At 62.4% G+C, this 26296-nt stretch carries 26 protein-coding genes; 14 read left to right on the top strand and 12 right to left on the bottom strand.

Translation table 11 applies throughout. The features are described from left to right. Positions 1-6: 6 nt before the first annotated feature. Entirely contained in the window at positions 7-651 is a 645-nt protein-coding gene (locus YA0848_RS26085; RefSeq protein WP_099312944.1) for a DUF1826 domain-containing protein, read from the bottom strand. Then, complete coding sequence (zigA, locus tag YA0848_RS26080) at positions 651-1856, bottom strand: zinc metallochaperone GTPase ZigA (RefSeq protein WP_034101558.1); 1206 nt, start codon at positions 1854-1856, stop codon at positions 651-653. The genes YA0848_RS26085 and zigA overlap by 1 nt, the downstream gene beginning before the upstream one ends. A 138-nt stretch (positions 1857-1994) precedes the next feature. Here zigA and YA0848_RS26075 point away from each other — a divergent pair, with 138 nt between their 5' ends. After that, positions 1995-2363, top strand: coding sequence for a hypothetical protein (locus tag YA0848_RS26075; RefSeq protein ID WP_034101559.1), 369 nt, complete (start codon positions 1995-1997; stop codon positions 2361-2363). On the opposite strand, the gene YA0848_RS26070 is transcribed toward YA0848_RS26075, so the two are convergent. Beyond that, positions 2360-3571 (bottom strand): N-acetylmuramoyl-L-alanine amidase, encoded by a 1212-nt coding sequence (locus tag YA0848_RS26070; RefSeq protein WP_169902295.1) that lies wholly within the window; start codon positions 3569-3571, stop codon positions 2360-2362. The two genes, YA0848_RS26075 and YA0848_RS26070, sit on opposite strands and share 4 nt — an antisense overlap. A gap of 128 nt (positions 3572-3699) precedes the next feature. Between YA0848_RS26070 and folE2 the strand changes: the two genes are divergently transcribed. Genes folE2 through YA0848_RS26040 form a run of 6 tightly spaced genes read left to right on the top strand, consistent with a single transcriptional unit; the run spans position 3700 to position 8909 of the window. Continuing rightward, positions 3700-4590: a GTP cyclohydrolase FolE2 gene (gene folE2 / locus YA0848_RS26065; protein WP_047882288.1), complete on the top strand. Its 891-nt coding sequence runs from the start codon at positions 3700-3702 to the stop codon at positions 4588-4590. Then, on the top strand, positions 4587-5255 hold the full coding sequence (locus YA0848_RS26060) for a metal ABC transporter ATP-binding protein (protein ID WP_169902294.1): 669 nt from the start codon (positions 4587-4589) through the stop codon (positions 5253-5255). The genes folE2 and YA0848_RS26060 overlap by 4 nt, the downstream gene beginning before the upstream one ends. Continuing rightward, the gene (locus YA0848_RS26055; RefSeq protein ID WP_034115491.1) at positions 5255-6121 is read left to right on the top strand and encodes a metal ABC transporter permease; all 867 of its coding nucleotides are present in this window, start codon (positions 5255-5257) and stop codon (positions 6119-6121) included. The genes YA0848_RS26060 and YA0848_RS26055 overlap by 1 nt, the downstream gene beginning before the upstream one ends. An 11-nt stretch (positions 6122-6132) precedes the next feature. After that, positions 6133-7011: a metal ABC transporter substrate-binding protein gene (locus YA0848_RS26050; protein WP_034101564.1), complete on the top strand. Its 879-nt coding sequence runs from the start codon at positions 6133-6135 to the stop codon at positions 7009-7011. Further along, positions 7008-7568: a gamma carbonic anhydrase family protein gene (locus tag YA0848_RS26045; RefSeq protein ID WP_169902293.1), complete on the top strand. Its 561-nt coding sequence runs from the start codon at positions 7008-7010 to the stop codon at positions 7566-7568. The genes YA0848_RS26050 and YA0848_RS26045 overlap by 4 nt, the downstream gene beginning before the upstream one ends. Before the next feature lie 3 nt (positions 7569-7571). Then, positions 7572-8909, top strand: a complete 1338-nt coding sequence (locus YA0848_RS26040) for a dihydroorotase (protein WP_047882291.1) — start codon at positions 7572-7574, stop codon at positions 8907-8909. Here the strand turns inward: YA0848_RS26040 and YA0848_RS26035 are convergent. Next, positions 8906-9427, bottom strand: coding sequence for a DUF3617 domain-containing protein (locus YA0848_RS26035; protein WP_034101567.1), 522 nt, complete (start codon positions 9425-9427; stop codon positions 8906-8908). The two genes, YA0848_RS26040 and YA0848_RS26035, sit on opposite strands and share 4 nt — an antisense overlap. Positions 9428-9558: 131 nt before the next feature. Between YA0848_RS26035 and cls the strand changes: the two genes are divergently transcribed. After that, positions 9559-10998, top strand: a complete 1440-nt coding sequence (gene cls / locus YA0848_RS26030; protein ID WP_034101568.1) for a cardiolipin synthase — start codon at positions 9559-9561, stop codon at positions 10996-10998. A 61-nt stretch (positions 10999-11059) separates the two neighbouring features. Here cls and cfaB read toward each other — a convergent pair whose 3' ends face one another. From cfaB to hflK (YA0848_RS25990), 8 genes are all read right to left on the bottom strand, one after another. Then, the gene (gene cfaB / locus YA0848_RS26025; protein WP_040266664.1) at positions 11060-12244 is read right to left on the bottom strand and encodes a C17 cyclopropane fatty acid synthase CfaB; all 1185 of its coding nucleotides are present in this window, start codon (positions 12242-12244) and stop codon (positions 11060-11062) included. 85 nt (positions 12245-12329) lie between these two features. Beyond that, complete coding sequence (locus YA0848_RS26020) at positions 12330-13118, bottom strand: HvfC/BufC N-terminal domain-containing protein (RefSeq protein ID WP_169867654.1); 789 nt, start codon at positions 13116-13118, stop codon at positions 12330-12332. After that, positions 13109-13954, bottom strand: a complete 846-nt coding sequence (bufB, locus tag YA0848_RS26015) for an MNIO family bufferin maturase (RefSeq protein ID WP_169867655.1) — start codon at positions 13952-13954, stop codon at positions 13109-13111. The genes YA0848_RS26020 and bufB overlap by 10 nt, the downstream gene beginning before the upstream one ends. A gap of 66 nt (positions 13955-14020) precedes the next feature. Next, positions 14021-14272 carry a BufA2 family periplasmic bufferin-type metallophore gene (gene bufA2 / locus YA0848_RS26010; RefSeq protein WP_034101572.1) on the bottom strand — a complete coding sequence of 84 codons (252 nt, stop codon included), beginning with the start codon at positions 14270-14272 and terminating at the stop codon, positions 14021-14023. Positions 14273-14389: 117 nt separating this feature from the next. Then, positions 14390-16276, bottom strand: coding sequence for a cation-translocating P-type ATPase (locus YA0848_RS26005; RefSeq protein ID WP_047882293.1), 1887 nt, complete (start codon positions 16274-16276; stop codon positions 14390-14392). Then, positions 16273-17307: a protease modulator HflK gene (hflK, locus tag YA0848_RS26000; RefSeq protein WP_034115497.1), complete on the bottom strand. Its 1035-nt coding sequence runs from the start codon at positions 17305-17307 to the stop codon at positions 16273-16275. The genes YA0848_RS26005 and hflK (YA0848_RS26000) overlap by 4 nt, the downstream gene beginning before the upstream one ends. Next, the gene (gene hflC, locus YA0848_RS25995) at positions 17304-18296 is read right to left on the bottom strand and encodes a protease modulator HflC (RefSeq protein ID WP_198712243.1); all 993 of its coding nucleotides are present in this window, start codon (positions 18294-18296) and stop codon (positions 17304-17306) included. The genes hflK (YA0848_RS26000) and hflC overlap by 4 nt, the downstream gene beginning before the upstream one ends. 9 nt (positions 18297-18305) lie before the next feature. Further along, entirely contained in the window at positions 18306-20231 is a 1926-nt protein-coding gene (hflK, locus tag YA0848_RS25990) for a protease modulator HflK (RefSeq protein WP_169867656.1), read from the bottom strand. 269 nt (positions 20232-20500) lie between these two features. Between hflK (YA0848_RS25990) and YA0848_RS25985 the strand changes: the two genes are divergently transcribed. Genes YA0848_RS25985 through YA0848_RS25960 form a run of 6 tightly spaced genes read left to right on the top strand, consistent with a single transcriptional unit; the run spans position 20501 to position 26188 of the window. Then, positions 20501-21124, top strand: a complete 624-nt coding sequence (locus YA0848_RS25985) for a CDP-alcohol phosphatidyltransferase family protein (protein ID WP_034101577.1) — start codon at positions 20501-20503, stop codon at positions 21122-21124. Between the two features lie 11 nt (positions 21125-21135). Further along, positions 21136-22890 carry a bifunctional alpha/beta hydrolase/class I SAM-dependent methyltransferase gene (locus YA0848_RS25980; protein ID WP_198712240.1) on the top strand — a complete coding sequence of 585 codons (1755 nt, stop codon included), beginning with the start codon at positions 21136-21138 and terminating at the stop codon, positions 22888-22890. 2 nt (positions 22891-22892) lie between these two features. Next, a complete protein-coding gene (locus YA0848_RS25975; protein ID WP_169902291.1) occupies positions 22893-24191 on the top strand; it encodes a phosphatase PAP2/dual specificity phosphatase family protein in 1299 nt (432 codons plus the stop codon). Next, positions 24181-24624 carry a hypothetical protein gene (locus YA0848_RS25970; RefSeq protein WP_040266648.1) on the top strand — a complete coding sequence of 148 codons (444 nt, stop codon included), beginning with the start codon at positions 24181-24183 and terminating at the stop codon, positions 24622-24624. Before YA0848_RS25975 ends, YA0848_RS25970 begins: the two co-directional genes overlap by 11 nt. Before the next feature lie 9 nt (positions 24625-24633). Beyond that, positions 24634-25254: a lysophospholipid acyltransferase family protein gene (locus YA0848_RS25965; RefSeq protein WP_034101581.1), complete on the top strand. Its 621-nt coding sequence runs from the start codon at positions 24634-24636 to the stop codon at positions 25252-25254. A 1-nt stretch (position 25255) separates the two neighbouring features. Further along, on the top strand, positions 25256-26188 hold the full coding sequence (locus YA0848_RS25960; protein ID WP_034101582.1) for a phosphatidate cytidylyltransferase: 933 nt from the start codon (positions 25256-25258) through the stop codon (positions 26186-26188). Positions 26189-26296 lie beyond the last annotated feature (108 nt).

Genomic DNA, 26296 nt, shown 5'->3' with positions numbered 1-26296 from the left:
ACGCGGTTATGCCAGCCAATCCAGCGTCAGGATCAACCGGCGCTCGCCTTCTTTGAGCGCCGGCGAACGATGGATCAAACCGTGGCCTTCGTTACCGTGCCACTTGCTGCCTTTGAGCAAGGCCACTTCGCCACAATGGATCTGCTCAACACGTGCGGTGGGTTCGGCTTCGGGTTGTCCCAAGTGACGCCGGTCCATGACCCCCTCCCGCAACCACTGGCTGCCGATCCCGGCATAGGTGGTGATCAGCCGCACCGGTACGTGGTCGACGTGAAACCGTGGGCACATGGCTTTATCCAGCAAGCGCAGGCGCACGCCAATGCGTCGGGCGCCGAGCAGGCAGGCAAAGGCGCTGGTCAACCAGGACACATCGGCAATAAATCCCTCATAGCCTTCAAGATCGCGGCAATTGGCCGCCAATCCCTGCAAATTCGGCACCGCATCATCACTGCCCAGTTCCGCCACCAACGAATCGGCTACGGGCTCGTTGAGCGAAACCAGCAAGGCGCCGAATTCGGCAATGTGCAGGGGTAATTGCCGCTGCCACAGCGCCAGATTTACGCCATCTTCGAGGATTTCAGACAGCGCCAACGGGGTTTCGCCGCGGGTTTGGCGAATCAGCGGGCGCAAGGGCGGCAGTGCAGCGAGCATCAGGCCACCTCGTCGTACCAAGGGCCAAAAGGATCGGCCAGCAAGCGCCATCCATCGACACCCAGGGCCATTTCTGCATCGGTGAGCAAGCACGCATCCAACTCGGCGCGTAGCTGGGCAAAGTCGATGTGTTGCCCGATAAACACCAGTTCCTGACGGCAATCGCCGTTGCTCAGTTGCCAATTGCCCATGATTGCCGCGACGCTTTCTTCATCCTGCGGCCACTGGTTTTTCGGCACGAAACGCCACCAGCGCCCGGCGAATCCATGGCGCATCAAGCCACCGGCCTGGGACCAACTGCCCGCATCCTGATGCTTGCTGGCCAGCCAGAAAAAGCCTTTGGAACGCAGCAATTTGCCGTTGACCCAGGGGCGGTCAATAAAGTCGTAGAAACGCTGCGGATGGAACGGGCGCCGCGCACGATAAGCGGTGGACGCGATACCGTACTCTTCGGTTTCCGGCACATGCTCGCCGCGCAATTCCTGCAACCAGCCGGGCGCCTGGGCGGCGCGCTCGAAGTCGAAGCGGCCGGTGTTGAGGATCTGGTCCAGAGGCACCTCGCCCATCACCATCGGGATGATCTTGGCGTGAGCGTTGAGGCGCTCAAGGATCGCCATCAACTCCTCGCGCTCGTGCTGGCTGATCAGGTCGATCTTGCTGATCAGAATCACGTCGGCGAACTCGATCTGCTCAATCAGCAGGTCGGTGATCGAGCGCTCGTCCTCTTCACCCAACGTCTCACCGCGCGAGGCCAGGCTTTCGGCAGCTTGGTAGTCGAGCAGGAAGTTGATGCCGTCGACCACGGTGACCATGGTGTCCAAACGTGCGATATCGGCCAGGCTTTGCTGGTTTTCATCGCGGAAGGTGAAGGTTTCGGCCACCGGCAGAGGCTCGGAAATACCCGTGGATTCGATCAGCAGGTAATCGAAGCGCCCGTCCCTGGCGAGCTTGGCGACTTCTTCCAGCAGGTCTTCACGCAAGGTGCAGCAGATGCAGCCGTTGCTCATCTCCACCAGTTTTTCTTCGGCGCGGTTGAGGGTGACATCGCGCTGCACTTCGCTGCCGTCGATGTTGATTTCACTCATGTCGTTGACGATCACCGCCACCCGCAGGTTGTCGCGGTTGCGCAGGATGTAGTTGAGCAGCGTACTTTTACCGGCGCCGAGGAAGCCGGACAGCACGGTAACGGGGAGTCGATTGGGCATCAGGTCATTCTCATCAGGTCGCCCGTTCGAATCGGGCTGTTATTAATGCTATAGTATAACAACACAAATAAGCCAACCCCCGCTTGCTCAACGTGATGAAGACGGCAATGCTGGCGCCTGCTGATGTCGAGAACGCCCATGAACTATCTGCTGTATGGCCTGCTGCTGATTTTCGCGACCCAGGCCAATGCCCAAACACCGAGCCTGTTGGCTAACTGCACGCGCAGCGCCAACCTGCTGGCCTGCGTAGACCCGTTGGGCAACGCCTACAGCGTAGCGACGATTGGCAGCACCACATATTTGCGTGGCTTTGAGGTAATCGGTAAACGCTACTGGGCGCAGACCAACAGCCGTTACGGGCAATTGACGTTCTTTACCGGCCTGGCGTCGGACGGTGAAGCGTGGGTCGGTTACACACGCAGAGTCGGTTGGACCACGATCAACCGCTTCTCCAGTTCCGGGGGCGCCGGCGCCACCTTCACCTGCAGCCGTCTCACCGGCTGCTAAGCACGGGCGTTTTTCTGGTCTTGCACCCAGCCCATGTAGCTGTTGATCGGCGGATTCTTCTGGAAATAATTTCTCAGGCCCTCGAATAATCCGTCAGCCACAGCCTGCTGGTGACGTGCAGTCACCAGCCGCTGCGCGTCCCGGGCATTGGAGATAAACCCGGTCTCCACCAGAATCGACGGCACATCCGGTGACTTGAGCACCGCAAACCCCGCCTGTTCCACACGCTTCTGATGCAACGACGTGATGCTCTGCAAGCTGCCCAGCACCGAACTGCCCAATTGCAGGCTGGAAGCGATGGTGGCGTTCATCGACATATCAAGAATCACCCCGGCGAGCATCGGGTCTTTGTCCTTGAGATTGAGCAGCGTGGTGGCGCCCAGCAGGTCCGCGCCGTTTTCGCGCTGAGCCATAAAGCGCGCCGTGGCGGAGGTGGCGCCGCCTTCGGACAACGCATACACCGAAGCCCCCGACGCGGTCAGGCGTGGCGCGGCGTCGGCGTGTACGGAGATGAACATATCGGCTTTGTGTCGACGGGCGATGTCCACGCGCTTGCGCAGCGGCACGAAGAAGTCGTCGTTGCGTACCAGCTTCACATCAAAGCCCTTTTCGCGCTTCAAGCGCTTGGCCAGCAGTTGGGCGATGGACAACACCACATCTTTTTCGCGCTGGCCCTTGGAGCCAATGGCGCCGGGGTCTTTGCCGCCGTGACCGGGGTCGACCACTACGATGATGTCGCGCTTGGGATGGGCTTTGTCCACCGAAGCCACTAACGGCGCCGATTCAGCTGCGATTTGACGGGGCGCCTGGGTCGCGCGGGTCAGGTCCAGCACCAGACGGTGCCCTTGGCCATCCTGGGGCGGCAGCACAAAGCTGTTGAGCTGCATCGGCGCCGCCAGGTCCAGCACGATGCGCGTGTCGTTCTGGCCGAAATGTCCCGAACGAATCGAAGTGATGCCGCTGTTTTTCAGCACCATCTGCGAAAAATCCCCACTGAGCCCGGCGCCGCTCAGGTCGATGATCAAACGCTCCGGCGCGGTCAGCGAGAAGGTCTTGTACTGCACCGGGCCACTAAGGTCGAACACCAGCCGTAGCTTGTCGTCCGAACGCCATAAGCGCGCGTTGCGGATTTGCGTGGCGTGAACCGTGAACGGCAGGACGAAAAGGGGGCTGGCCAAGAGCAGGTTAAGAAGCTGACGTCTGTGCATGACAAATACCGCGAATAAAGGAGCGTCCCTGCTCGACATGGCTGAACAAAGGCTGGCGTAGAAAATTCATCGTCGATTTGATTGTTATACTATAACATGTCGAATTATTTCCAACGATGGACCTGCTTATGAACGCGCTGACCTTGCCGGACATTGCCGCGCAGGCTTCACGCCAAGCCTTGCCACTCGACTGGGTCGGCATGTGCGGCATTGCCCTGCCAATTCTGATAGACGGCCAGCGCCTGGCCGCCACCGCCGACGCGGGTGTCAGCCTCGACGACGGCACCGCACGCGGCATCCACATGTCACGCCTGTACCTGGCACTGGAGATGCTCGACCAGCAGCCCCTCACCCCTGCACTTCTGCGCACTGTACTGCAGCGTTTTCTCGACAGTCATGAAGGTTTATCTAAGAACGCTTACCTGCGCATCCACACTGATTTGCTGCTCAAGCGCCCAGCGTTGGTCAGCCCTCTGACCGGCTGGAAAAGCTATCCGGTCAGCATCGAAGCGCAGTTGGAAAACCAGATGTTCCACGTGGAACTAAAAATTGACGTCGCGTACTCCTCGACCTGCCCATGCTCGGCCGCGCTCGCCAGGCAGTTGATTCAGCAGCAATTTATCGAGGATTTCGCCAACACAGCTTTGCAGCATGCAGACGTACTGACCTGGCTCGGCAGCGCCAAGGGGATTGTCGCCACACCCCACAGCCAGCGCAGCAGCGCGCAACTACATGTGCACCTACAAGGTGAGCAGCTGCCCTTGGTCGAACTGATCAACGACGTCGAAGCCGCACTCGGCACCGCCGTGCAAACCGCGGTGAAACGCGCCGACGAGCAAGCCTTCGCCCTCGCCAACGGGCAGAACCTGATGTTCTGCGAAGACGCCGCCCGCCGCGTAAACCTCGCCTTGAAACGCTCGGACGCGATCAACGCCTTTCACCTCAAAGTGATCCACGCCGAAAGCCTGCACGCGCACGATGCCGTGGCTGAAAGCCGCTGGACGAGACACTCTGCATGATCACCTGCACCGCTTTGCGCTGGGGCGCGCCCGGCCAACCGCTGACGCCACCTGTGGATTTCACCCTTGAAAAAGGCAGCCTCACCGGCGTGATCGGCGCCAATGGCACCGGCAAGAGCAGCCTGCTCAAAGTCATTGCGGGCCTGCAAAAGCCGTTGACCGGTAAGGTCAGCGTGAACGTGCCGCGACGTGGCGGCCTGGCGTTCCTGCCGCAGCAACAGCACTTGGACCGGCAGTTTCCCATCAGCCTGCAAGAACTGGTCGCCGCCGGTTTCTGGGGTTTGCAACTCAGCCCGCAACAGCGCAGCCAGCGCCTGCAAGCCGTACTTGAAGACTGGTGCCTCAGCGGCCTGGAACAGCGCCCGTTAATGGCCTTGTCCGGCGGCCAGTTGCAGCGTGCGCTGCTGGCACGCATGAGCCTGTCGGAGTCGCCGGTGCTGCTGCTCGACGAACCCCACGCCGCCCTTGATGAAGAGGGCCAGGCGCTGTGCTGGAAACACATCCATGCCTGGCACGCGTCGGGCCGCACCTTGGTGGTGGTCTGCCATGACCTGGCATCCGTGCGCCGTCACACTCAAACCGTGTTGCAGATCAAAGGCACCGGCTGCTTGTTGGGCCCGAGCAAAGAGCTGATCCGACCCCAGCCCCAAATGCAGGTGGCCTGATGCACTTCGCCGCCCACCTGTGGATGCCATTCTTTGACTTCGTGTTTATGCGCCGCGCACTGATTGGCGGGCTGGTGCTGGCGTGCAGCACCGCGCCGCTGGGCGTGTTCCTGATTCTGCGGCGCATGAGCCTGATCGGTGACGCCGTGGCCCACGGCATCCTGCCCGGCGCTGCTCTGGGGTTTTGGTTCGCCGGTTTGAGCCTGCCGGCGCTGACCCTCGGCGGACTCGGTGCCGGCCTGGGCATGGCCGGATTGTCGGCGTGGATCACCCGCCGCACCGGCCTGCGCGAGGACGCCAGCCTCGCCGCCATCTACCCCATTTCCCTCGCCGCCGGCGTGTTGATCCTCGGCATCGCCGGCAAACGCCTGGACCTGTTGCACCTGTTATTCGGTTCTGCCCTGGCGGTGGATGAAACCACCCTTACCGGCATGCTGTGGGTGTCAGGGTTCAGCCTGATCGCCATGGCGCTGATCTACAAACCGCTGCTGCTGGACACACTCGACCCACTGTTCCTGCAAACCGTCAGCCGCCTCGGCCCTCTGGCTCACGGGCTGTTTTTGACCCTGGTGGTGCTGAACCTGGTGATCGGTTTCCAGGCCATCGGCGCGCTGATGGTGGTGGGGTTGATGATGCTGCCGGCCATCGCTTCACGGTTCTGGAGCCGGCGCCTGCCGGTGTTGATCGCGGTATCGGCGGTGCTGGGATGCCTGTCGGTATGGCTTGGCTTGTTGCTGTCGTTCTACTACTCGTTGCCCAGCGGCCCAGCAATCGTGCTGGTGGCGGGCGCCGGGTACTTGTTGTCTGTGGTCTTCGGTCCGGTGCACGGCTTGCTGCGCCGCCCGCCCCTCCTGTCATCCCAATGAGGTGTTTGCCGATGCGCGCTCTACTCGTGCTGTTCAGTTTGCTGCTACCGCTGTCGATGGCCCAGGCCGCCGACAAACTCAAAGTGGTCACCAGTTTCAGTATTCTCGATGACATCACCCACCAGATTGGTGGCGATCACATCCAGATCAGCAATATGGTCGGCCCCGACGCCGACGCCCATACCTACGAGCCCACCCCGGACGATGCCAAGGCGCTGCTTAAAGCCAAGCTGATTATCAAGAACGGCCTGGGCTTCGAGCCGTGGCTGGACCGCCTGGTGGCGAGTACCGAAACCCGGGCCACCGTGGTCACCGCCAGCAAAGGCGTGATCTCTCACACCATGGAAGAAGACGGCGAAACCATCCCCGACCCGCACGCCTGGCACAACCTGGCCAACGCCGAAATCTATGTGAACAACATCACCAAGGCGCTGATAGCCGCCGACCCGGCCAACCAAGCCGATTACCAGCGCAACAGCCAAGCCTATCTGAAACAAATCTACCGCCTGCTGGCCGAAGCCAAAGCCAAGTTCGGCGCGCTACCGCCGGGTAATCGCCGCATCGTCACCTCCCATGATGCCTTCGGTTACCTGGGCCAGGCCTATGGCATTCAGTTCCTCGCCCCCCAAGGTTTGTCCACCGAGCGGGAGCCTTCCGCAGCCGAAGTCGCCGCGCTGATTACGCAGATTCGCAAGGACAAGGTCAAAGCGGTGTTTATGGAGAACATCAAGGACGCGCGCCTGCTCAAGCAGATCGCCGACGAAAGCGGCGCACAGATCGGCGGGACGCTGTACTCCGACGCCCTCGCCGCCGAAGGCCCGGCCAGCACCTTCATCGGGCTGTTCGAATACAACCTCAACACCCTGTGCAACACATTGGACAAGCCATGATCCGTAAGAACCCTTCAGGCGATCTGCCGGTGATTGCCGAATCGGCCTACGTGGATAAAACCGCGATCATCTGCGGCAAGGTGAACATCGGCGAGAACGTATTCGTCGGCCCTTACGCCGTGATCCGCGCCGATGAGGTCGACGCCAGCGGCGCCATGGACCCGATCACCATCGGCGCCAACTCCAATATCCAGGACGGGGTGGTGATCCACTCCAAGTCCGGCGCGGCGGTGACCATCGGCGAGTTCACCTCCATCGCCCACCGCTCCATCGTCCACGGGCCTTGCACCGTGGGCGACCGCGTGTTCATCGGCTTCAACAGCGTGTTGTTCAACTGCGCAGTGGGTGACGGCTGCGTGGTGCGGCATAACTCGGTGGTCGACGGCCGCGATTTACCGGACGCCTTCTACGTACCCTCCACCACCCGCATCGGCCCGCACACCGACCTGTCGCAGTTCCCGCCGGTCAGCATCAGTGCCTCGGAATTTTCCGAAGACGTGGCGCGCACCAATGTCGATCTGGTGCGCGGCTACAAAGCCCTGCAAAACGAGTTCTGAACCATGAGCCGGCTGCTGATTCGCAACGCACGCTTGGTCAACGAAGGCCAGGTCCGAGACGCCGATGTGCTGGTCGCCAACGGCCGCATCGAAAAGATCGCCAACAGCATCACCGGCTGTAACGCCGCCGTGGCGATCGACGCGCAGGGCCAGTGGCTGCTGCCCGGCATGATCGATGACCAGGTGCATTTCCGTGACCCCGGTGCGCCGGACAAAGGTAGTTTCTACAGTGAATCGCGGGCGGCGGTGGCCGGGGGTATCACCAGCTTTATGGACATGCCCAACACCTCCCCCGCCACCTTGAACCTGGCGGCCCTGGCCGACAAAAAGCGCCGCGCGGGGCTGCATTCGGTGGCCAACTATGGCTTTCACTTTGGCGTCAGCCACGACAACCTCGATAAGGTCGCCGCTCTCGACCCGCGCGAGGTCGCCGGGGTCAAAGTGTTTATGGGTGCCTCAACGGGCAATATGCTGGTGGACGACCCGCGGATTCTGGAGCGGCTGTTCGCCGAAGTGCCGACTCTTCTGCTCGCCCATTGCGAACACAGCCCCAGCATCCAGGCCAATGAGCAGCGCCTGCGCGCACGCTTCGGCGATGGGATCCCAGCGGTGGCGCACCCGCTGATCCGCGATGCCGAGGCGTGCTATCGCTCGTCGTCTTATGCGGTGGAGCTGGCCAGGCGGTACGGCACGCGGCTACATGTGCTGCACCTGACCAGCGCCCGCGAGCTGGCGTTGTTCGAAGACAAACCCCTGACCGAAAAACGCATCACCGCCGAAGTATGCCTGCACCATCTGCTATTTGATGACCGCGACTATCACCGCCTCGGCCATCAGATCAAATGCAACCCAGCGATCAAGACTCGCGCCGACCGCGACGCACTGCGCCAGGCCTTACTCAGTGATCGTCTGGATGTGATTGGCAGTGACCATGCGCCGCATACCTGGGCACAAAAACAGTTGGGTTATCGCGAGGCGCCGGCGGGCTTGCCTCTGGTGCAGCATGCGCTGCCGGCGTTGATGGAATTGGTGGCCGATGGGCTATTGCCGTTGACCACGCTAGTGGCCAAAACCAGCCACCGAGTGGCCGATCTTTTCGCCATCCCGGATCGAGGCTATGTGCGTGAAGGCTATTGGGCCGACTTGGTGCTGATCAAACCTGAGCCACAAGGCAAGCCGGTCAGTGAGGAACCGATCCTGGCCCGCTGCGGCTGGACGCCCTTCGCCGAGCGCCGCTTTCGCCACAGCGTCAGTACCACGTTAGTCTCCGGCCACCTGGCGTGGCACAACGGCCAGGTGGTCGACAGTTGCCAAGGCTTGCCGCTGTACTTCCAGCGTTAGGCGCGCGGCTTGACGGTGCCGCAGTCGTTGCCCAGCCATTGGGCATGGCTGTCCAGGCTGCCCTTTTGTTGCACGCCGGTGGCATTGAAAGTGCCATTGACGGTGGTGGTGAATTCTTTCTGGCTCTGGAAGGTGGCCACGCCCGTACCCTGGGCTTTGGGGCAACTGAAGCGGAATTTCCACTGGTTGCCGGTCTTGTCGGTCACTTCCTGGCGGCAGCCCGATTGTGGGTCGGTCAGGGGGATCGAATCGGACGCCACCTGCGCCGGCGTCAGACACACCTGCACGCCTTTACCGGCCATGGTGATGCCCTGTTTTTCCAGCATGGCGCGCTGTTCGGGGGTCATCTGTTGCTTGAGCTGGCCGAGGATCAGCGACAGATCCGGCAGTTCCTGGTTATCGACTTTCATATTGCTGGTGGTCACTTCCCACAAGCCCGGCGCCAACATCTGGGCCTGCGCCGCCACGGGCAACGACAAACCAACAACCATGGTCATACACAGCAGACGAGCATTCATCGGGTAACTCCTGGGTAAAGGTGGAGCGTTAGACGCCGCAAAACAGCCAGTGTTGCACGGCAAATAAAATAGCGACATTCGTGGCCGAACATGGTCTGTTAGGCACTGGATTGCCTGGAGTAACGTCGTCCATGGATTTTTTTGGCCCGCACCTGCTGGCGTACTTTATCGCCACCCTGCACTTCTTCGGCACCCTCGCCGCGATCCATGCGGTGCTGACCGTCCGGACCGCCCAAGGCTCCATCGCCTGGGCCTTGTCGCTGATGTTCATGCCGTACCTGACCCTGATCCCTTACCTGATTTTCGGCCGCAGCACCTTCGATGCGTATATCCAGGCGCGCCGCCAGGCCAACCAGGAAATGCACAGCGCCATCGCCGCGCTCAACTGGCGCCCGTGGGTCGAGGAAGCACTGGCCGCGCGTCACTCCAACGCCTACGGCTCATTGCGCGCCATGCCCAAACTGGGCCGCATGCCGTGCCTGGCCAATAACCAAGTACAACTGCTGGTCAATGGGGATGCCACTTTCAGCGCGATCTTCGACGCCATCCGCAACGCCAAGTCCGCTGTGCTGTTCCAGTTTTTCATCATTCATGACGACGAACTTGGCCGGCAATTGCACGCCCTGTTGAAGGAAAAGTCCGCGCAAGGTGTGGCCATTCATGTGCTGTACGACCGCATCGGCAGCCACGCCCTGCCCCATCACTACGTGCAATCACTGCGTGACGCGGGCGTGCAGATCAAAGCCTTCGCCACCCGCAGCGGCTGGCTCAACCGCTTCCAGGTCAACTTCCGCAACCATCGCAAGATCGTGGTAGTGGACGGCATCACGGGGTTTGTCGGCGGGCACAACGTGGGGGACGAGTACTTGGGCAAAAAACCGCCGCTGGCACCGTGGCGTGACACCCATGTGCAAGTCACCGGCCCGGTGGTGGCGTGCCTACAGGAATCGTTTGCCGAGGACTGGTTCTGGGCCGCGCGGGAACTGCCGCCGCTGATCCTGCCGGATACCTATCCCGAGGACGGCGTGCTCTGCCAACTGCTGTCCAGCGGTCCGGCCGACCCGTACGAAACCTGCTCACTGTTTTTCGTCGAGGCGATTCACGCCGCCACCGAACGGGTGTGGATCACCAGTCCGTATTTCATCCCCGACGAGGCCGTGTTCGCCGCCCTGCGCCTGGCGGTGTTGCGCGGCGTGGATGTGCGCCTGCTGCTGCCATCGCGCCCCGACCATCGCATCGTCTACGCCGCCTCTAGCCTGTACGCGATTGAAGCCGTGCGCGCCGGGGTGCGCGTGTTCCGCTATACCCCCGGTTTTCTGCATCAGAAAGTGGTACTGGTGGATGGCGAAATCAGCGCCATCGGCAGTGCGAATATGGACAACCGTTCGTTCCGCCTGAATTTTGAAGTGATGCTGCTGACCGTCGACGAAGCCTTCGCCCAGCAGGTGGAGCAGATGTTGCTCGACGATTTCGCCCAAGCCCATGAAGTCAGCCAGGAAGAAAGCCGCGAAACCCGCCAGTTGCAGCATTTGGGAATGCGCGTCGCGCGCTTGATCTCACCGATTCTCTAACTGCCAACACGGTAGAAAATGGTGGGAGGGGCTTGCCCCCTCCCCCCTCTGTATCACCGGTTCAGCGGTAGATATCTTCCCGCGTCCACGGCAGTTCATGACTGCCATCGGCATGGGGTTTGACCGCCAGGATCTGGTGCAGGTTGATCCAACCCCGGGCGAACGCATAAGCACAGCCCGCCAGGTACAGCCGCCAGATACGCAGTGCCTGTTCCGGCACCATTTTGGCTGCGGCTTCCAGGTTGTCTTCCAGGCGCTCGCTCCAGTGGTCCAGCGTGCGCGCGTAGTGCAGGCGCAGGCTCTCGACATCGACCACTTCCAGCCCCACTTCGCTGAGCTCGGCGGTCATCATCGCCAGATGCGGCAGCTCGCCATTGGGGAACACGTAGCGCTCGATAAAATCACCCGCGCCACGCCCGACCGGGCGGCCGTCGGTGTGCTTGGCGGTGATGCCGTGGTTCATAACCAGGCCGCCTTCACGCACGGCGCCGAACAAGGTCTTGCAGTATTGCGCCAGGTTGGCGTGGCCAACGTGTTCGAACATGCCCACGCTGACCACTTTGTCGAAGCGGCCATCCTGGGGCAGATCGCGGTAGTCGAGCAGTTGCAGGTCAACCTGACCCTGCAAACCCTCGGCCTTGACCCGCTCCCTGGCCAGTTGCAATTGCTCTTTGCTCAGGGTGATGCCGAACACCTTGACCCCAAACTCCCGCGCCGCAAACCGTGCCAGCCCACCCCAGCCGCAACCGACATCCAGCAGGTATTCGCCCGGTTGCAACCGCAGCTTGCGGCATAGGTGGCGGAATTTGTCCTGCTGGGCCTGGTCGATGGATTCGCTGCCGGTTTCGAAATAACCGCAGGAGTACGCCATGTCCTGATCGAGCCACAGCTGATAGAAGGCGTTGGACAGGTCGTAATGGTAGGAAATGGCCGCTGCGTCTGTGGCCTTGTCGTGGATCGAGCGCACCGGACGACTGCCTTCGTCGTCATCGACCAAGGCGTGACTTAACTCGTCGCACACCCGGATCACTTCGGTGATGGAGCCTTCAAGCTCCAATTTGCCCACCACAAAGGCTTCGCCCAAGGTATCGAGCGTGGGATGGGAAAGCTGAGACACGACCGTGGGGTCCTTGACCACGATGGTGACGCTGGGCTCTGGGCCCAAGTTGAATTCATGGCCATCCCAGAGTCGAAGACGCAGCGGCAGCTGAAGATTCTGTAAGGCCGGTGGAAGTTGCGCGAGCATGAGTAGTCCCCCCTTGTTTCAGACGTCTGCTGTGAGGGTAGACCATCTCAAGACGCGTAGGAGGCTATCGATTAATAGCGCCTGACTATGCCGCTCGATACTGCAGCAAACCGTCCTGGACCCACTGTTTCAGCCATGTAACAGCCTGCAATGGGGCACCCTCTGCATAAGTGACTGCCAGTTGGGCACACAGTTCTGCAAAACACCCACCGGTCGTCACCATGGCCGCCAGGGCGCTGGCTTCCGCCGGCTCCAGCGTGCGGTAGCGACACACCTGTTCATGGCGCCATACCAGGCAGACCTGCGCAGGTTCCACAGCATGGCTGCCCGGAAAGTCACCGTTATCTTTGGCCGCGCGCCAGATTGCCAGGGAATTGAAATGGCAATCCAGTTGCTGCACCGACGGAACCCACGCCACTTGCAGCCCCGGCCACGCCTGCGGCGGTAGCTCGGCCATGTCCGCCAGGGTCAACGGCTCGCCATGGGGCGCATCGAAGGCCAGAGTAAACGCCCATTCCAAACGGGCCAGTTCGGCCAGCGGCGCGCCGTGTTCTTGCGCCAGGTGCTCAAGGATAAACCTCGCGAACCGCTCACCGAGCCAGCGCAAACTGTAATGCTCGGACGGATAACGCCGCACATAAGCGCCGGCCAGCGCGGCAAACTCATCATCCCCTAACCAGTAGCGCACGGCGCTGAAATCATGCCGCAGCACGTCCAGCAGGCGCGCGCGATAAGCGTTGTGGTAGATCGCCAAGCCCGTGTCCACATCCAGGCTCGGCCCGCCGCGCAATGTCGCGGCAAACCCTTGGTCGAGCGCTGGCGCGTCGTTGAGCAGGTGCGCCTCGAACGCCAGCTGCCAGTCGGTCAGGCGCATAAGGCCCTCCCGGCCAAGGCGGATGCGCCTAATTGGCGCGCCTTAGCCAATTCGTCGAGCAGTTCCTGAAACGGCGGGAAATGGTCATCGCGTTCCAATAAGGTCGACACCGGCCCGATGTGCGCGAGGGTTTGTTGATACAGCGCCCACACCGGATCACACACCGGGTGGTCATGGGTATCGAGCACGTAATCGCCGTAATCGCGGTGCCCGGCCAGGTGCAATTGGCGGATGCTCTGCGGCGGCAGGTTACGGATAAAGGTCCACGGGTCGAACCCATGGTTACGCGCGCTGACATAGACGTTGTTCACGTCCAGCAGCAATTGGCACCCCGACAAATGGGCCAGGGCATTGAGGAATTCCCACTCGCTGAACTCATCGGCTTTGGCACGCACATAGCTGGAGACGTTTTCCAACACCAAAGGCCGCTGCAATACGTCCTGCACCTGACGAACGCGGCCGGCCACGTAATAGAGGCTTTCTTCGGTGTAGGGCAACGGCAACAGGTCATGCAACTGGTGCGCGTTGCCGCGGCTCCAGCACAAATGGTCGGACACCCATGCCGGCTGGATGCGCTCGGCGAGCTGTTTGATCTGCTTCAGATAATCGAAATCGAGGGCATGGGGCCCACCGATGGACAGGGACACGCCGTGCATCACCAATGGGTAGCGCTCAGCGATGGCGTCCAGGTAATACAAGGCTTTGCCACCCTGCACCAGGTAATTCTCGGAGATCACTTCAAACCAATCCACCGCAGGGGATTGCTCAAGAATCTGTTCGTAATATTCGTTGCGTAGACCCAGGCCGTAACCCAGGAAGGGAAGAGAGGTGGGCATCATGGACTCCGGAAAAAAGTGTCCGCAGCGGTCGCAAAACACGCTGCGGGAGCACTTGGCTTGCGTTTATTCGCCGACTTTGCCGCCCGCCTTATCGCATTCCGCCTTGGTCATGGCCTTGAAACCGTGGCCTTTGCACACCGCCTGGCCTTTGCAGGCGTTTTCCGCGGTCTTGCAGTCGTTCATGCCTTTGCAAGACGTGACGCCGTAGCAATGCACCTGAGCATCAGCCGCTTGTGCCTGGGTGGCGACACCGGCAAACATCGAAGCGGCGGCGATCGCCAGGGCAGCACCGGAAACGGCTTGTTTGATATTCATGGGGTCATCCTCATTGTTCAGTTGGGAAGTCGGCCGAGCACTGCGCTCGGTCCTGACATGCCACTAGAGTGAGGCCCCCCATCGGCGTTACAGCCGCTCGCATGTATTTCTGAAAATTTATTCTTCCGGTTTCAGCAGCGGCTCCTGAAACCGCAGCAAACGCCCGGCATTACCCAGTACCAGTAGCGTGCTGAGGTTATGCAACAGCGCCGCAATCATCGCCCCCGCTGCGCCCAGCCAGCCGAAGGCCGCGAAAACGACGATGGCCAGCGTCCAGCCCAGGCCGATGATCACATTGACCTGCAACGTCTGCCGGCACTGGCGACTCAAGCGCACACAGGTGCCCAAGCGCCGCAGATCGCTGCCGATCAGCACCACGTCCGCCGAGGCCAGCGCGATATCCGCCCCGCCCGCGCCCATGGCCACGCCGACCACCCCGGCCTTGAGCGCCAGGCTGTCGTTGATGCCGTCACCCACCACCATCGGCCGGAAGCCGCTATCGATCTCGGCCAGCACGCGGTTGAGCTTGTCCTCGGGCAACGCCTGGGCGGCGACATCACTGATGCCCACCTCCAACGCCAGGCTGTCGGCGACACTCTGGCGATCGCCCGTTAGCAGCAACTGACGCCCCAGGCCCAGCTCGCGCAGCTCTTGCAGGGCCTGGCGGGCCTCCGGTTTCACGCTGTCGGCCAGCAGCAGCCAGGCCAAAAATTGCCCGTTCAGCGCCAACCCAGCAATCGGGCCGTCATGGGTCGGCACTGCGGTGGTCACGATGCCCAATTGCTCGAACAACTCAGGGCGTCCCAAAGCCGCTTCGCCCTCCTCGGTCTGTGCCACCACGCCCAGGCCCTGGCGTTCGCGGATGTCGGTCAACACCCACATCTGTTCCTGCGTCGCCAACCCCGCCAACGCCCGGCTGACCGGATGGCTGCTGGCCGAGCCCAGGCTGGCTGCCAGGTTCAGCAACACCTGCCGATCGGGCGCAGTGGTTTCGATGGATTGCAGGCGCAGGGTGCCAAAGGTCAGGGTGCCGGTCTTGTCGACCACCAGGGACGTCAGGTCCGCCAATTCCTCTAGAAATGCCGAGCTGCGAATCAAAATTCCATGGCGCGCCGCCACGGCAATCCCGGCAATCGCCGTGGCCGGTGCCGACAACACCAACGCACACGGGCACGCCGCCACCAGCACGGCGAGCATCGCCTGGGCGTCGTTGGTCACAAACCAAGTGACCGCTGCCAACAGCAACACCAGCACCATGTAACTGCCCGCATAGCGCTCCAGCAGCCGCGTGATCGGCGGCTTGGAGCGTTCCGCGTTCTGCATCAATGCAATGACTTTGCCCAAGGTCGACTCATGACCGGTACGCGTCACTTCAAGACGCAACAAGCCATCTAGATTGATCGCCCCGCCAAACACCTGCACACCGGCGCTGGCCTCCAGTGGCACCGATTCACCGGTGATGGGCGCCGTGTCCAGGCTGGCCTGGCCCGACAGCACCACGCCATCGGCTGGCACCCGGTCGCCCGCGCGCACTTCGACGATATCGCCGGTGTTCAGCGTGCCGTTGTCCACTTCCTGAATGCTGCCGTCGGCCTGCACAAGCCGCGCGTGGCTGCGGGTCAGCTTGCCCAGGGCGTGGATCGCCTCTTGGGAGCCGATCACGCTGCGTTCTTCCAACACATGGCCGAAAATCATGATGATCGGCAGCAACGCCGCGGTCAGCAGATCGCCGGTGGCCCAGGCGCCGAGCATCGCCAAGGCGATCAGTTGGTCGGTGATGCCATGCAGGCTGGGAAAACGCAGGCTGTACCAGGCCGAACGCATCACCGGCACCGCCACCAGCAGCGAGGCCACGCCCAGCAGCAACTGGCTCACCCCGCTCTGGTCCGGCGCCAGCCAGCGCCACACCAAGCCCAGGATCAATAAGCCCAGCGCCAGCATCGCCAGGGTCAATTGCCGCGCTGCGCTGCGCTGCTCGGCGGACGTCAGCATGGGTGCGCTCATTGTTCGGCTCCCTGGATGATCAAGCGGGAATCGTCTTTAGGATCGACCGTGGTCACGGAGCCGGCCTGGCCAAGTATTTTCGGCAGACGCTCGCGGTACAGGCGCAACAGCAGGCCAGGATCTTTGACCTGGGCCAGGCTGGCCACCGTAGCGGTTTGCGCCTGGGCATTGGCCAAGCGTTCGCTGGCCTGGGCGTGGGCCACTTGCACCAACCGGTCGGCTTGCTGAGTGGCAGCCTGGGTGAGTTTCTCGGCTTCGGTGCGCGCATTCGCCACGGCTTTATCGGCCTGTTGGCTCGCGGTGAGCACCGCGTTGAAGGCATTGACCGCCGGGCCCGGCAGGCTCGATTGCACGTCCACACGGGTGACTTCGATACCCAGGCCTAGCCCGCTGGCGGTCAACTCGGCCAGGCGTTTGTTGATGCCTTGCACCAAATCGCCGCGCAAGCGCTCGCGGCGTTCGGCGGCGCCGTTGTCACTGCCGATCAATTCCGGGCGGGCCACCAGGATCGTGTCCAGATCCCGCGCCGCCGTCAGCGCCACCGCGCTGCGGGTCACCAGGCGATCCAGCGCGGGCAGCACATGTTCGCCCTGCAATACAAAGGCATAGGGTTCGGTGACCTTGTAGAACACCCGCACATCCAGTTGCACCACGCCGGCATCGCCGGTCAACAGATAACCGGAACCGGCCAGGGCGTCGCTGAGCGGCGTGGCGAAACTGGCCACGCGGTCGGCCTGGATTGCCGCGTCTGAGCGCAACAACCCTTCCACCCGACGCTCGATCACGCGATCCGCCGCCGGCAGCAACACCACCTGTTCGAACGGCTGCGGCCAGGCCAGCAACAACCCGGCATTCTGGATGCGGTCCAGCGCGCCGAAGTGCAACACCACCGCGCGATTCTGCGGGTCGATCTGACGCACATTGGAAAACGCCCAGGCCAACGCCGCCAGCACCGTCACCGCGTACAGCGCCATAAAGGTCAAGCGCCCGGCCTGGATCCAGGGGCTGTCCGGGCTGCCACGCTCGGTCATGGCTGAACATCCTTGGGCCCGTCCACCAGCGCGCGAAAAGGCGCGGCATCGGTGCGCAGGATAATTTTGCTGCCCGGCGTGACCACCGTGCCCAGGGTGTCGAGAGAACGCAGCAGGTTATATAGCTGCGGATTGCTGGCGTAGGCGCGCCCGTAGATCTGCGCCGCTTCGACCCGCGATTGGGCTTCGATATCGGCGGCCTTGACCGTGGCATCCGCTTGCACGATCCGTGCGTCACGCTCGGCGGCCGAACGGATCTGCGCCGCTTCACGCTTGCCCACGGCGGTACGTTCGGTGGCGATGGTTTCACGCTCGGCGCGCATGCGGTCGACGGTGGCGGTGAGGGTCACCGACGGCAAGGTCAGCCGTTCGACCCCCACCTGCGCGACGCGCACGCCGTACGTGGCGAGCAATTGTTGATCGATCTGCTGGCGCAACTGCGCCTCGAAATCGGCGATGCGCACCTGGCCGGCGTCGGTGTTGACCAGGCTGGACAGGTCGAAACTGGCGGCGGTGGTTTCCAGCGCCGAACCGACAAACGTACGAATCTGCCGCGCGGCTTCATCCGGTTGGTTCTGCACCGCGCGCATAAAGCGCTGCACATGCTCGGCGTCACCCTGCACCTGCCAGGCCACGTAGGCCTGCACGATGATGCGCAGGCCATCGCGCGTACCCACATCCTGCAAACCGCTGGAAGTGGTGCGCAGGCGCAGGTCCACCGGGATCGCCGCTTCGAACGGCGCCGGCCAGCGCCAGCCCAGGCCAGGTTCCAGCAATACCCGCGACGGGTTGCCGAAGCGGGTGATCACCGTGGCCTCGCCGGAACGCACCTGCACCAGGCTTGCCGCCGCCAGCGCAAACAGCACCAGCAACGCGGCCCAGTCCATGCGCCGCCAAGGGAACGGGCCGGCGGCGTGTTCCTCGCCATGGTGATGGTGGTGATGATGGCCGTGGTGATGACCGTGATCGTGGGAATGAGCGCTCAACAGACAGACTCCTTATTGCACGGCTTTACGCGGCGCCATGGGGTCGGCCGGCAAAGTGAAAGAACGCAGATCGATGGTCGGCGCGCCATCGGCGCCCAGACGGTGATCCAGAATGAGCAACTTGGCGTGAGCCAGGCCCTGGCTGAGCTGGCTGAAATACTGCTCCAGCACAAACGCCCGGCCCGCCGTGGCATAGGCCTTTTGTTCGGCCGTGAAACGCAGGTCCGCAGCCTGTGCGGCGGCATTCACTTCACGGGCGCTGGCCTGGGCCTGGTCACGGGCGGTGCTGGCTTGCAGTTGGGCCTGGTTGGTCTGCTCGCTGGCGGCGCCGCGTTCGCGGGCAATCAGGGCCTGGGCTCCGATCTGCGCGGCCTGTACGGCGTGGTAGGCGTTGGCGGCGCCGGCCGGCGGGTGGATGGCTTCCACCACCGTGGCAAGGATTTCCACCCCGCTGTTCAGACGCTGCAAATCTGCTTGCACGGCGCGGCCGATTTCATCCGCCAGGCGGGTGCGCTGCTCACCGAGCAATTCATCAAGGGTGCGCGAGGCAAACTCATGCACGAGGATGCGGCTGGCGGTGCTACGGATCAGCGTCGGCACATCCGCGCTGTTATAGGTAGCGGCGAGCGCAGCCTGGTCGCTGAGGCCGATGCGGTAGACGAAACGCACGTCCATATTGACGATCTGAAAGCCCTGGGTGTCGCCCCGACGGCTGGCGATGACCTGGGATTTGTCGTTCACATGGCTGGCGTCCCAAAGACGATTGGCAATCAGCGGCGGCGGCCCTTCGGCGGGCGCCAGTGCCGGGGCAGCGGCGTCGCTGGCGCTGGTCGCCAGCTCATGCACCACGCCGTTTTCCACCGGCAACACACGCCCTAATGGCCAGGGCAATCCGGCGTGCAGCCCGGGGCCGAACACCTCGACCGGTTTACCGAAGCGCTCATAAATCCCACGGCCTTGCAGCGGGACTTCATGCACACCGGTCAACGCCCAACCAATCGCCAGCACCACCAGTAACACCGGTAAAAACGCGCGGCGCATATAGGTAAATGCCCAGATCTGGCGCAGATCGATGCCGAAGCGGTTGTGCAATTCGTGCTGCAGCGCCAGCAACGGGCGCGGCGGCCAACGCAGCAGATCGGCGATAAAGCTCTGCGCCAGCAGGCGCGGTTCCAGCCGTGGCTGGCGCGGGCTGAACAGCGACAGCACGGCCCTGAGCAAAAACTCCAGCGCCACCAGCGCCGGCAACAACCCAATAAGGGTCGCCAGACGCAGCGGCCACACCGATGCCTCACTGGCAAACAGCAGGCAAACCGCACTGATCACCAGGCAACCGATCGCCACCCGGCACAATTGCGCCAGCTGCGCGGCTTCTGGCCATTGCGCGGCGGTTTCCTGAGCCAACCGACGCTCGAACACCAGCACGCCAAATGCCAGGGCCAAGGCCAGCGCTGCGCCGATACTGGCGGATTGGCCGACTTGGGCGGCCGGCAACGTCAGGTTCCAGAACTCCACCACGCTGATCAGCGCCAGCAGCGACCAACCGCACAGCCACAACACCGGCGTACCGACCTGCGCCAGTAGCCCGCTACCGAAGCGCTCGAACAGCCGCGCCGACCAGCCGTTGGGCGCCTCGGAGGAGGCGATGGGCTCAGCTGTCGTCGGCTCCAGCGCCTGCGCGCGCCAATCCGCCACCCACCATGCCGATTGCAACCCAGCCACCAGCACCAGCAACGCCGAAGCGCAATTGATCAACACCACCGGCCAGATCGACAGCGGCGCAAACAGCGCGACAAACAACGCCAGCACCCAGCCGGTCACCGCCAGCACCGTCAGGCTGATACCGGCCTGGCGCAATCGACGGGCATGGAACAGCCCCTGCTGAAAACGCGGCAGGCCCTCCACCGAGGCGCCGTCAGCTTCTAGATCCACTTGCATCCCAACACGCCTGCTCGTACACAATTCGTTACGATATAACACAGAGCGTGAAATTTTTGTTCGCTTTGGGAGGGGCTTGCCCCCGATGAGGTTGGGTCAGCCTACACATGCATCGACTGCCAGGCAGCTATCGGAGGCAAGCCCCCTCCCACCGTTGAGTGTCAGTCAAGAGCGTGATTAAACCCCCATAAACACGCGCTATCACTGGTGCAGGCCCGGAATAATCGGCACACTCCAGCGGGCTCACGGACAAGGAAGCGTCACCTCCCATGATTTCGATCTATCAGCTCAAACCGCGGTTTCAAAACCTGCTGCGTCCCCTCGTGCAGCGCCTCTACGACAACGGCACCACCGCCAACCAGATCACCGTGCTGGCCGGTGTTATTTCACTGCTGGTCGGCCTGTTGATCGCCGGCTTTGCCCAACACTTGTGGCTGTTTGCGTTGATCCCGTTGTGGATGATCCTGCGCATGGCGCTCAATGCCATCGACGGCATGCTCGCGCGGGAATTCGGCCAGCAGTCGCGCCTGGGTGCGTACCTCAATGAACTGTGCGACGTGATCGCCGACAGCGCGCTGATCCTGCCGTTTGCGCTGATCCCCGGCGTCAGCCTGGCGCCGGTGTTGCTGGTGGCGTTGCTGGCGGTGTTCAGCGAATACGCCGGCGTGCTGGGCCCGATGGTCGGTGCATCGCGCCGCTACGACGGGCCGATGGGCAAAAGCGACCGGGCCTTTGTGCTGGGCGTGTTGGCCACCGGTGTGGCGCTCGGCTGGTTGGGGGCCGTTTGGGTCGACACGGTGATGTGGCTGGTCGCCGCGCTGCTGGCCTACACCCTGGTCAACCGGGTACGCCAAGGCATTAAAGAAGCTCAAACCACCTCCCCTTCTGCATAAAGGATTCTGCGATGCGCGAACAGCAAGAGCACACCTTCAGTACCCATGATGACGTCGGGCTTTTCTATCGGCACTGGCCGGCCACCGCCCCAGCGGGCGGCGAGCCGCGTAAGGCAATCGTGTTGTTCCATCGCGGCCATGAGCATTCGGGGCGTATCGCGCATTTGGTCGACGAACTCGACCTGCCTCAGTTCGACTTCTTCGCCTGGGACGCCCGTGGCCATGGTCAGTCACCCGGCGAACGCGGCGACAGCCCCAGTTTTGCTACCAGTGCTCGCGATGTGCAGACCTTTTGCGACCATATCGGCGTCACCTACGGCATCGAGCAAGAGAACTTCGCCGTGGTCGCCCAAAGTGTCGGCGCGGTGATCGCTGCCACCTGGGTACATGATTACGCGCCGAAAATCCGCTCGCTGGTGCTCGCCTCTCCGGCGTTCAAGGTCAAGCTGTATGTGCCGTTCGCGCGACCGGGCCTGGCCTTGATGCGCAAGTTTCGCGGCAACTTTTTCGTCAACAGCTATGTGAAGGCCAAGTTCCTCAGCCACGACCCGGAGCGCGTGGCGTCCTACGACAGCGACCCGCTGATCACCAAGGCCATTTCGGTCAACGTACTGCTGGGCCTGTACGAAGCTGCCGACCGGGTAGTAGCCGACGCCCAGGCGATCCAGGTGCCGACTCAGTTGCTGGTGTCTGGCGCCGACTTCGTGGTGCACCGCAAACCCCAGCAGCAGTTTTTCGACCGCCTCGGCAGCCTGAAAAAAGAACTGCATATCCTCCCCGGTTTCTTTCACGACACCCTCGGCGAACGCGACCGCGCGGTGGCGGTGAGCAGCGCACGGCGGTTTATTCTGCAGAACTTCACCCAACCGCTGGACCGCGCTTCGCTGCTGGACGCCGACAAACTGGGCGCCACCTGCGCCGAGTCCGAAGCCCTCGCCGCACCGCTGCCGCGCAACTCCCTGCGTGACCTTTACTGGCGCATGACCCGCGCCAGCATGGGCCTGGGCAAGAACCTGTCCGAAGGGGTCAAACTGGGCTTCGACACCGGTTTCGACTCGGGCAGCACCCTGGATTACGTATACCGCAACACCCCCACCGGCAAAGGCGCCCTGGGGCGGATGATCGACACCAATTACCTCAACTCCATCGGCTGGCGCGGCATTCGCCAACGCAAGTTGAACGTCGAAGAACTGCTGCGCCTGGCCATGGCCAGGTTGCGCGATGAACAGCGCGCGGTGCGCATCGTCGACATCGCCGCCGGCCATGGCCGTTACATTCTGGAGGCGTTGCAAGGGGTGACACCGCTGCCGGAATCAATCCTGCTGCGCGACTACAGCGACATCAATGTGCGCGACGGTGGCGCGCTGATCCGCGAAAAGGGCCTGGGGGATATCGCGCAGTTCGTCAAAGGCGACGCGTTTGACCGCCAGGATTTGGCGGCGCTGGACCCCAAGCCGACCCTGGCGGTGGTGTCCGGGCTGTACGAATTGTTCGCCGATAACGCCATGGTCGGCGGCTCGCTGGCAGGCTTGGCCGAGGCGGTGGAGCCTGGCGGTTATCTGGTCTACACCAGCCAGCCATGGCACCCGCAGCTGGAGCTGATCGCCCGCGCGCTGACCAGCCATCGCCAGGGTCAGGCCTGGGTCATGCGTCGGCGCAGCCAGGCGGAAATGGACCAGCTGGTGGAAGCCGCCGGTTTCCGCAAAATTACCCAGCGCGTGGATGAGTGGGGCATTTTCACCGTGTCCCTGGCCCAGAAGATCTGATCATGCGCGAACCCGGCCTGTTAAAGCCTGCCATTCTGTGGCTGCTACTGTTGGCACCGCTGTTTTTCAGCACCTACGGCTTTGCCACCTGGGTCACCAGCCAGCGCAGCGATGTCGGCACACTGGTGTTCGATTGGGAAAGCCATATGCCTTTTTGGGCCTGGACCATCGTGCCCTACTGGTCCATTGACCTGCTGTATGGCTTCTCCCTGCTGCTGCCCAACAGCCGCCATGAATTGAAACAACACGCCCTGCGCTTGCTGTCCGCCCAGGTCATCGCTGTCAGCTGCTTTTTGATCTGGCCGCTGCGCTTCACCTTCGAGCGGCCCGAACTGGACGGCGTATTCGGCTGGTTGTTTGCCGTACTGGCGGGCTTCGACAAACCCTTCAACCAGGCGCCCTCGCTGCATATCGCGCTGCTGGTGATTCTGTGGGTGATGTACCAGCGGCACGCTCAAGGCGTGTGGCGCTGGGTGGTACATGGCTGGTTTGCCTTGATCGGTATTTCCGTACTGACTACTTATCAACATCACTTTATCGACTTACCCACAGGCGCCCTTGCCGGCTGGCTGTGCGTGTGGTTGTGGCCGGTGGAGCACCCGAGCCCGCTGCTGAATGCCCACCTGGCCCGCGACCCTAAGCGCTGGCATTTAGGGTTGCGCTACGGGCTGATGGCCGTGGCCCTGGCAATACTGGCATTGGCGTTTGGCGGCGGCTGGTTATGGCTGCTGTGGCCGGCGGTGTCGCTGGGGTTGGTCAGTACGAACTATTGCGTGCTGGGCGCTGCCGGTTTTCAAAAACGCAGCGATGGTCGACTGACGCCAGCCGCTCGCTGGCTGTACGCCCCTTACCTGGCCGGGGCGTGGATAAATTCGCGGCTATGGACACGCAAACATCCCCAGCCGGATCTGATTGTGGATAACGTCTGGCTCGGGCGAATTCCCGCAACTGGCGAGCAAACTTCCTTCAACGCCATCGTCGATCTATGCGCAGAGTTACCGATTCATCCACAGGGCCGTGCCTATCAGTGCATTCCGGTGTTGGACCTGACCACGCCCACACCCGCCGAATGCCTGCAAGCGGCCCAGGCCATCGAGCGTTTGCACGACGACGGCCCATTGCTGGTGTGCTGCGCCCTGGGTTATTCGCGCAGCGCCACCGCCATCGCCGCCTGGTTGCTAAACAGCGGGCGCGCCGCAACGGTGGATGAGGCGCTGGCTATGATTCGTACAGCGCGGGCCGAAGTGGTCCTGCATCCTGCTCACCGTTTAGCCCTGGAGGGTTTGCCCCATGCCCGCTGATATGGAACTCCAGATCGTCGCCAGCCTGCTGCGCCGCGGCCGCTCGCTGGATCAGTTATCCACAGGCCTTACGCTGGTCGGTGTATTGTTCGGCCTCGCTCAGTTGCTGATGGCCAGCGTGTCGCCGATCTGCCTGTTGCTCAGCCTGTGGATGATTATTCTTGGCTTGCTGCAAAAGTATTGGGCGCTGCGCGTGGCCTTCGATGCAGACCTGTTTGCGTTGCTGGCCCGCGACACCGAACGCACCGCCGACCTCGACCAAGCACTGCAAAGCCTTGGCCTGCAATCGGCCAAGCGCGCCGGCCGGCCTTGGGCCGAGCGCCGTCGCGGCGCCCTCAAACTGCTGCGCAAACAAGCCTGGTTGCTAGGCGCGCAGGCCCTGCTGACCCTGGCCGTGATCCTCGCCAGCCCTTGGCTGCCTTTTGCCGGATAAGGAATTCCCATGTTCGAACCTGTGGTTGCCACGCTGATTACCTCCATGGCCCGCACCGTCACCGGCGCCCGCAGCCTGTGGCTGGGTTGCGCGCCGGTGCCGGTGCAACGTATCTACTTCGCCAACCACAGCAGCCACGGCGACTTTGTGCTGCTGTGGGCCTCGCTGCCGCAAAATCTGCGCGCATTCACGCGCCCAGTGGCCGGTAGCGACTACTGGAACAAGAGCGCCCTGCGTCGCTACATCATCAACCGCGTATTCAATGGCGTGCTGATTGATCGGGAGCGCAAAGAGCCTGTGGATAACCCCTTGCAGCCGATGCTCGATGCCCTTGAGGGCGGCGATTCACTGATCATTTTTCCCGAAGGCACGCGCAATCTGGAAGACGGACTGCTGCCATTCAAAAGCGGCCTCTACCACCTGGCAAAAAGTTACCCACAGGCCGAGCTGGTGCCGGTGTGGATAGCCAACCTCAACCGGGTCATGCCCAAGGGCCGCGTTCTGCCGCTGCCGCTGCTGTGTACCACCAGCTTCGGCGCACCGCTGCACCTGGAGGACGGCGAAGACAAAGCCACGTTCCTCGCCCGTACCCGCGATGCCTTGCTCGCCCTCGCTCCGGAGCATTTCTGATATGCCTAGCCAAACCCTGATGTTGTTCGGCGGGATCGGCGCGATCCTGGTGCTGGCGTCGTTGATCGGGCTGATCCTCAAACTGCGCACCCGTGGCACGCCAAACGCGGTGATCGACAACCTCAACGCACGCATCAATGCCTGGTGGGTGATGGTGGTGGTGATCGGCATTGCCTTCTGGCTCGGCACCGGCGCGGTGATCCTGTTGTTCTACGCCGTGTCGTTCTATGCCCTGCGCGAATTCCTGACCCTCACGCCCACCCGACGCAGCGACTACCCCGCGCTGGTGGCCGCGTTCTACCTGGCGCTGCCGCTGCAATACCTGCTGATTTACTCGGACTGGTACGGCTTGTTCTCGATCTTTATCCCGGTGTACGTGTTCCTGCTGCTGCCGATCCTCGCGTCCCTGGGCGGCGACAGTACGCACTTTCTGGAGCGCGCGTCGAAAGTGCAGTGGGGGCTGATGATCGCGGTGTTCTGCGTGTCGTTCGTGCCAGCGCTATTGACCCTCGACATTCCCGGCTACGAAGGCCGCAACTTGCTGCTGATCGCCTACCTGGTGATCGTGGTGCAACTGTCAGACGTGCTGCAGTACGTGTGCGGCAAGTTATTCGGCAAACGTAAGATCGCGCCCAACCTGTCGCCGTCCAAAACCGTGGAAGGCTTTGTCGGCGGGATTCTGCTGTCCTCCCTGATCGGCGCGGCGTTGTGGTGGACCACGCCGTTCAACCCGTGGCAGTCATTCCTGATCGCCTTGCTGATCAATCTGCTCGGCTTCGCCGGCGGGATTGTGATGTCGGCGATCAAACGCGACCGGGGGGTGAAGGACTGGGGGCATATGATCGAAGGTCATGGCGGTATGCTGGATCGGCTGGATTCGGTGTGTTTTGCGGCGCCGATTTTCTTTCATCTGGTGCGCTACTGGTGGACCTGACATCACCGCACTTAAACAGCCAATGATCAAAAAGTGGGAGGGGTAAAACCCTCCCACTTTTTGTTACAAAGACCCGTGTAAGATACGCCGCACTCAGCCAGGGATGCT

It is taken from the genome of Pseudomonas sp. S4_EA_1b (assembly GCF_016307435.1).
Taxonomy (GTDB): domain Bacteria; phylum Pseudomonadota; class Gammaproteobacteria; order Pseudomonadales; family Pseudomonadaceae; genus Aquipseudomonas; species Aquipseudomonas rhodesiae.
Note: the sequence above shows the minus strand (reverse complement) of the source record. Positions and strands in the feature narration are given on the sequence as shown.